This window comes from Nostoc sp. 2RC, assembly GCF_014222165.1.
In the GTDB taxonomy this organism is placed as follows: Bacteria; Cyanobacteriota; Cyanobacteriia; order Cyanobacteriales; family Nostocaceae; genus Nostoc; species Nostoc linckia.
In genome coordinates, this window is the sequence record NZ_JACKZU010000504.1 from 1 (window position 1) to 4,588 (window position 4,588).

The window sequence follows — 4,588 nt, forward strand, 5'->3', positions numbered from 1 at the left end:
TGCCCCATCCCCACTCAACACTAAATTATGGACTCAGTATCAGTTCCCATTCTTTGCTTTGGGTATTCCACTTTGGTAGTTGAGTTTCTCCTACAACGTAGGGGCCCCAGTAACGGCGGGAGCCATCTTGTGCAAAAGCAACTAAAAAATCTCCCTTTTCCACTTTCAAGTTATTCTGAGGTAAGGATAAAATCAGCCCTTTGTTACTACCTTCTTCAGGGGCAAAATCCCAATGTGCTGGGACATCATAGTTAATTTGTTTGCCGCCAGAACCTTTGGCTACTTCTCGCGCCAGTAAGGCTAGCCGCACAGGCTGATTAGTTTGATTGCTCATCCGCAAAGCTCCCTGTCCTTTGGGCTTGGTAGCTGATTTATCGCGATTTGCCAAAACAGGATATGTATTCTCTTTGGTGCTATTTTGCGGTTTATTACTGGAGTTGGTTGCTAGAGGCGGTAGGTTACTAGGTAAGATATTTTTTTCAGGTGAAATCCCTGTAGATGAAGCTATGCCCCACTCTGAAGTATCAGATGGCAGTTGCGATGATGTATCTGGGTTGGTGGACTCAAAGGATACGCTAACTCCCAAGCATCCAACCAAAGCAACTAGCAGTCCTAAGCAACAAGCTGTAACGCTCAGGTTACGATAAACAAAGGATTTCATATTGATTAATAGTTATTAGAAATAAATATTTGTCTAGGCTTAACCAAATGGTAGCCCTTTATCAACCAAAGGCGATGACACAAAGTAGCCTAATATATAGGAATCCGATTTGATTCAGAGAACTACTCAAAGAGACAGGGAACAGGGAATTCTTAACAGGTAAAAAAGAATAAAAGTGTAGGTAGCTTCACAGAAATCGAATGTAATTCCTATATATTTTCCTCAAAGTATACTGAGGAATGTATGATAAATATCATTTCAAGTCACAAACATTTTATGGAAGTAATTCCTTTGATGTTTAACTGACAACGAGTGTACAGGTATGCTGCTCGGTTTTTGTACGTAAGCTTCCATAAAAAAACAAAAATCAGATACTTAATCAGGAAATACATTTGTATCAAACAACAAAACTCAGTGAAACCGCTACTGGTCTCAACAAAGCTTCAGTTACCAAACCAGATATAAATCTAGATGGTATGTTTCATCCTGTACCCGGAAAAGTAGCCATTAAAGAAGCTATGTACTTCCTTCAAGATGATAAAATATACAAAAAAGTTTGAATAGACACTGGAAACCCAGCAGATATTTATAATATTAACAAATAAGCTGATACTAAAACTAATTTTCTCAGTTTCAACATCGCTATATTTCAAGATACGTTGACTTCTTGGCAAAAGTCGTTTAATGCAAAACACACGTCTGAATAACTTATTTGATGCCATTGCTAGGCAGTTGGGGCAATGGTTTCTCAACCCTTGGCGGCGAATGTCGTTGCTGATCATTAGTTTTTTGTTCGGTTTTTTTCTGGGAAACGCAGCTTCCACCACAGCTGGGCAACGGGCAGAATTAGATATTGTAGTAGCTGGTTTTTTAGTAATCCTGACGGAAATTACTAGCAGAATATTTTACCGCCAGCCTTTTTTCACCAAGCGATCGCTCTTGGTAGACTCATTAAATCTCCTGAAAGTTGGCTTTACTTACAGTCTGTTTCTTGAGGCCTTTAAGTTGGGATCGTAGGATGAGGATAAGAGGCATGGGGAGATGGGGAGATGGTATGAGGGCAAAGGCTTTTGGGATTACGATGGAAAATGTTGATGAGGTAATTGAAAAGCGATCGCATCTTCTAAAATCTGTATTGCCGGCTTTTAACGAGTTCTGCCAAACTTCCTTTGGAAGGGAACCCAAGGAAATGTTACAAGTTTTGTGGGACTTGTGGTTGCCTTTGGGAATGAAACTCGCATCGCAGCGTCAAGAGTTGGGACGGCCTTTGATTCAGGGAATTTTGGGAGGACAGGGGACTGGGAAAACCACAATGTGCAAAGTTCTGGGCTTGATTCTTGATGAATTGGGGTACAAGACTTTGAGTTGGTCTTTGGATGACTTATATAAAACTTATAGCGATCGCTTGCTCTTAACACAACAAGACCCCCGCTTGATTTGGCGCGGCCCCCCAGGAACCCACGATATCAACTTGGGTTTAAATGTACTAGATAAAATCCGCGAATTCCAAAGTCCAGTTATGGTTCCCCGGTTTGATAAATCTGCATACAAGGGTGCAGGCGATCGCACTAATCCAGAAATCGTTACAAATAATATAGATATAGTACTATTTGAAGGTTGGTTTGTGGGCGTGCGACCAATCGATCCAGACTTATTTGATACTGCACCACCGCCAATTGTTACAGAGGAAGATCGAGGATTTGCCCGCGATATGAATCTCCGCCTCCACGATTATCTACCACTGTGGGAGCGATTAGACAGCTTAATTGTGTTGTATCCCAGCGATTATCGTTGTTCTTTAGAGTGGCGCAAACACGCCGAACACCAGATGATTGCTGCGGGTAAATCGGGAATGAACGATGCAGAGATAGAGCAATTTGTCAATTATTTTTGGCGATCGCTCCACCCGGAATTATTCATCAAGCCGTTAGTAAAAGATGCAACAGCCGTTGATTTAGTAATTGAGATTAATAGCGATCGGAGTATTGGTCAAGTGTATGGTGAAGCAAATTAGCTCCTGAAAAATGAATAAGTGAAGAAGGCAGAAGGCAGAGGGCAGAGGGCAGAGGGCAGAAGGATGCAATGCAGTCTGGGCTTCAGACCCAGACTGATTGCGGGCCACCAAATCTTCGATTTTGGTGGGGGACTTAAACCCTTGCTCCCTTTGGTCGCGGGCAGAGGGCAGGAAACAGAATTCCCTTCTGCCTTCTGCCTCCTGCCCTCTGCCTTTCTTGTTAATAGACTTCTTGCAAAAGTGGGGAAAAGGGTAAGGGGTAATGGTTCGACAAGCTCACCAACCGGGGAAAGGGCAAATAAAAACCCTTTTCCCTTTAACATGAGTCCCTTTCCTCCTCTTGCAAAAGTAACTTTTGCAAGAGGTCTAATCTAGATTTTTCAAAATCATGTGTTTTTTGAAATCAAAATCAATTACACCTTGTTCTTGTAATTTACCTATTAATCGTGTAATTGTTACCCTCGTAGTACAACAAGCACTAGCAATATCTTCATGAGTTAAACGAACACTTAAGCGAGTTCCTTCTGGTACAGTTTCACCAATTTGTCGTTGCAAAAGTTGTAATAAATAGTGTAAGCGCTCTTGTACCCTTCGTCTTCCAGAAATCACTAAAAAAGATTCTGTTTGCTGTAAGCGTTGATTTATTTTTGGTAAAAGAGTATGACTCAAAGTTGGAGAGTTGGCTACTTCTGCCGCATAAATTGACACCAACTGAACATCAGAAAGGGCTACTGCTTGATAAACATTGAGAGAAGTTAAACTACTACCAAAAACCATTTCTGGTGTTGCTAATCCTAATAGTACTTCTTCACCTGTTTCACAATAAGTACTTAGCTTAACTAAACCTTGACAAACATACCAAATTACCAATGGATTGAGAGGAATAGTTTCTCCTTTAGAATATTTCTGCACGGGATAACCAGGAAACAAATCACAGCCATTATTCTTGACTATTGCTGATTCTAAAGGCTGACGTTGGCAAATATTACGTACCATCCAGCGCAAACAAGTTATCTTACCTTGGGAATTACGAACAACAAGCACCGTCAAAGCGGCATCAAATAATTCGCCATGACTTTTTTGCAAACGTATTAATAACTCTTTACTTTTGGGTAATTGCGATAGTTGTACAAGTTCATTGCGAATTTGTTGACGTTCTTCTAGAGAGACAAAATTTATCATTGATTTGCCTACTAGAAAATGCTTTGAAACATTAAATAATTTAGCTGCTGTGTAGTTAGCTTCTTGAATAATACCTTCTGTATTAGTTACTATATAGCCATCTGGTGCTAACTCGAATAAATCTTGATAGTGCTGGCGTTCTGCTTCTAGCCAATTGCGTGTTTGTATTAGTTCCTCATTTTGTTGATGCAATTCCTCTGCTGCTAACTGCACTATCTTTGAGGTATTATATAATTCTTTAAAAGCCTGTGGCAGAAGATCCGATGGTATCCAAGGCAAGATGCTAGCAGTTTGGTATAAATCCGCTAAACGCTTGTGCAATACTTCTGCGCGTTGGATAAATTTTTCTATGTTCACCTTAAATTACCGCCACTTGTTTGCAGAGGTTGAGCAAAATAAATCTATTCACTAAAGATTTAAAAAATTACAGCATTGATGATTTTGTTGAGTAATAAATTTAAGTTTCATGCAGCTGCAATTGTTGTGAATTTTTTGCCAAGCACAAACTTTAAATGTATATCTTATAGCATTTAACTCAGTATTACTTCTACCTTTGGTAGGAGAATTCTAAGTAGGTCAACATTGAAAAACCTAAAATTTAGAAATTTCCTTAAGTTAAGTGGGTAGACATAATTTTTCCTTGAATTATTGAATCTTAATGATAATTGTTTCCATTATTACCAAACTTCCATCACAAGAATCATGGCACTACCACCCTAGATATATAATCT

At 39.7% G+C, this 4,588-nt stretch carries 4 protein-coding genes; 2 read left to right on the top strand and 2 right to left on the bottom strand.

The window, feature by feature from the left end:
• Nucleotides 1-25: 25 nt before the first annotated feature.
• Nucleotides 26-661: a hypothetical protein gene (locus GNE10_RS32235; RefSeq protein ID WP_185570045.1), complete on the bottom strand. Its 636-nt coding sequence runs from the start codon at nt 659-661 to the stop codon at nt 26-28.
• Between the two features lie 684 nt (nt 662-1,345).
• Between GNE10_RS32235 and GNE10_RS32245 the strand changes: the two genes are divergently transcribed.
• Nucleotides 1,346-1,678, top strand: coding sequence for a DUF565 domain-containing protein (locus tag GNE10_RS32245; protein WP_185570047.1), 333 nt, complete (start codon nt 1,346-1,348; stop codon nt 1,676-1,678).
• A 16-nt stretch (nt 1,679-1,694) separates the two neighbouring features.
• On the top strand, nt 1,695-2,675 hold the full coding sequence (locus tag GNE10_RS32250) for a glycerate kinase (RefSeq protein ID WP_260447121.1): 981 nt from the start codon (nt 1,695-1,697) through the stop codon (nt 2,673-2,675).
• 366 nt (nt 2,676-3,041) lie between these two features.
• Here GNE10_RS32250 and GNE10_RS32255 read toward each other — a convergent pair whose 3' ends face one another.
• Nucleotides 3,042-4,214: a helix-turn-helix domain-containing protein gene (locus GNE10_RS32255; protein WP_099067812.1), complete on the bottom strand. Its 1,173-nt coding sequence runs from the start codon at nt 4,212-4,214 to the stop codon at nt 3,042-3,044.
• Nucleotides 4,215-4,588: the final 374 nt, after the last annotated feature.

What these genes read in the sequence shown, in the direction of transcription:
- GNE10_RS32250 (WP_260447121.1), top strand. Translation starts at nt 1,695, where the DNA reads ATGGGGAGATGGGGAGATGGTATGAGGGCAAAGGCTTTTGGGATTACG.
- GNE10_RS32235 (WP_185570045.1), bottom strand. Translation starts at nt 661, where the DNA reads ATGAAATCCTTTGTTTATCGTAACCTGAGCGTTACAGCTTGTTGCTTA.
- GNE10_RS32245 (WP_185570047.1), top strand. Translation starts at nt 1,346, where the DNA reads ATGCAAAACACACGTCTGAATAACTTATTTGATGCCATTGCTAGGCAG.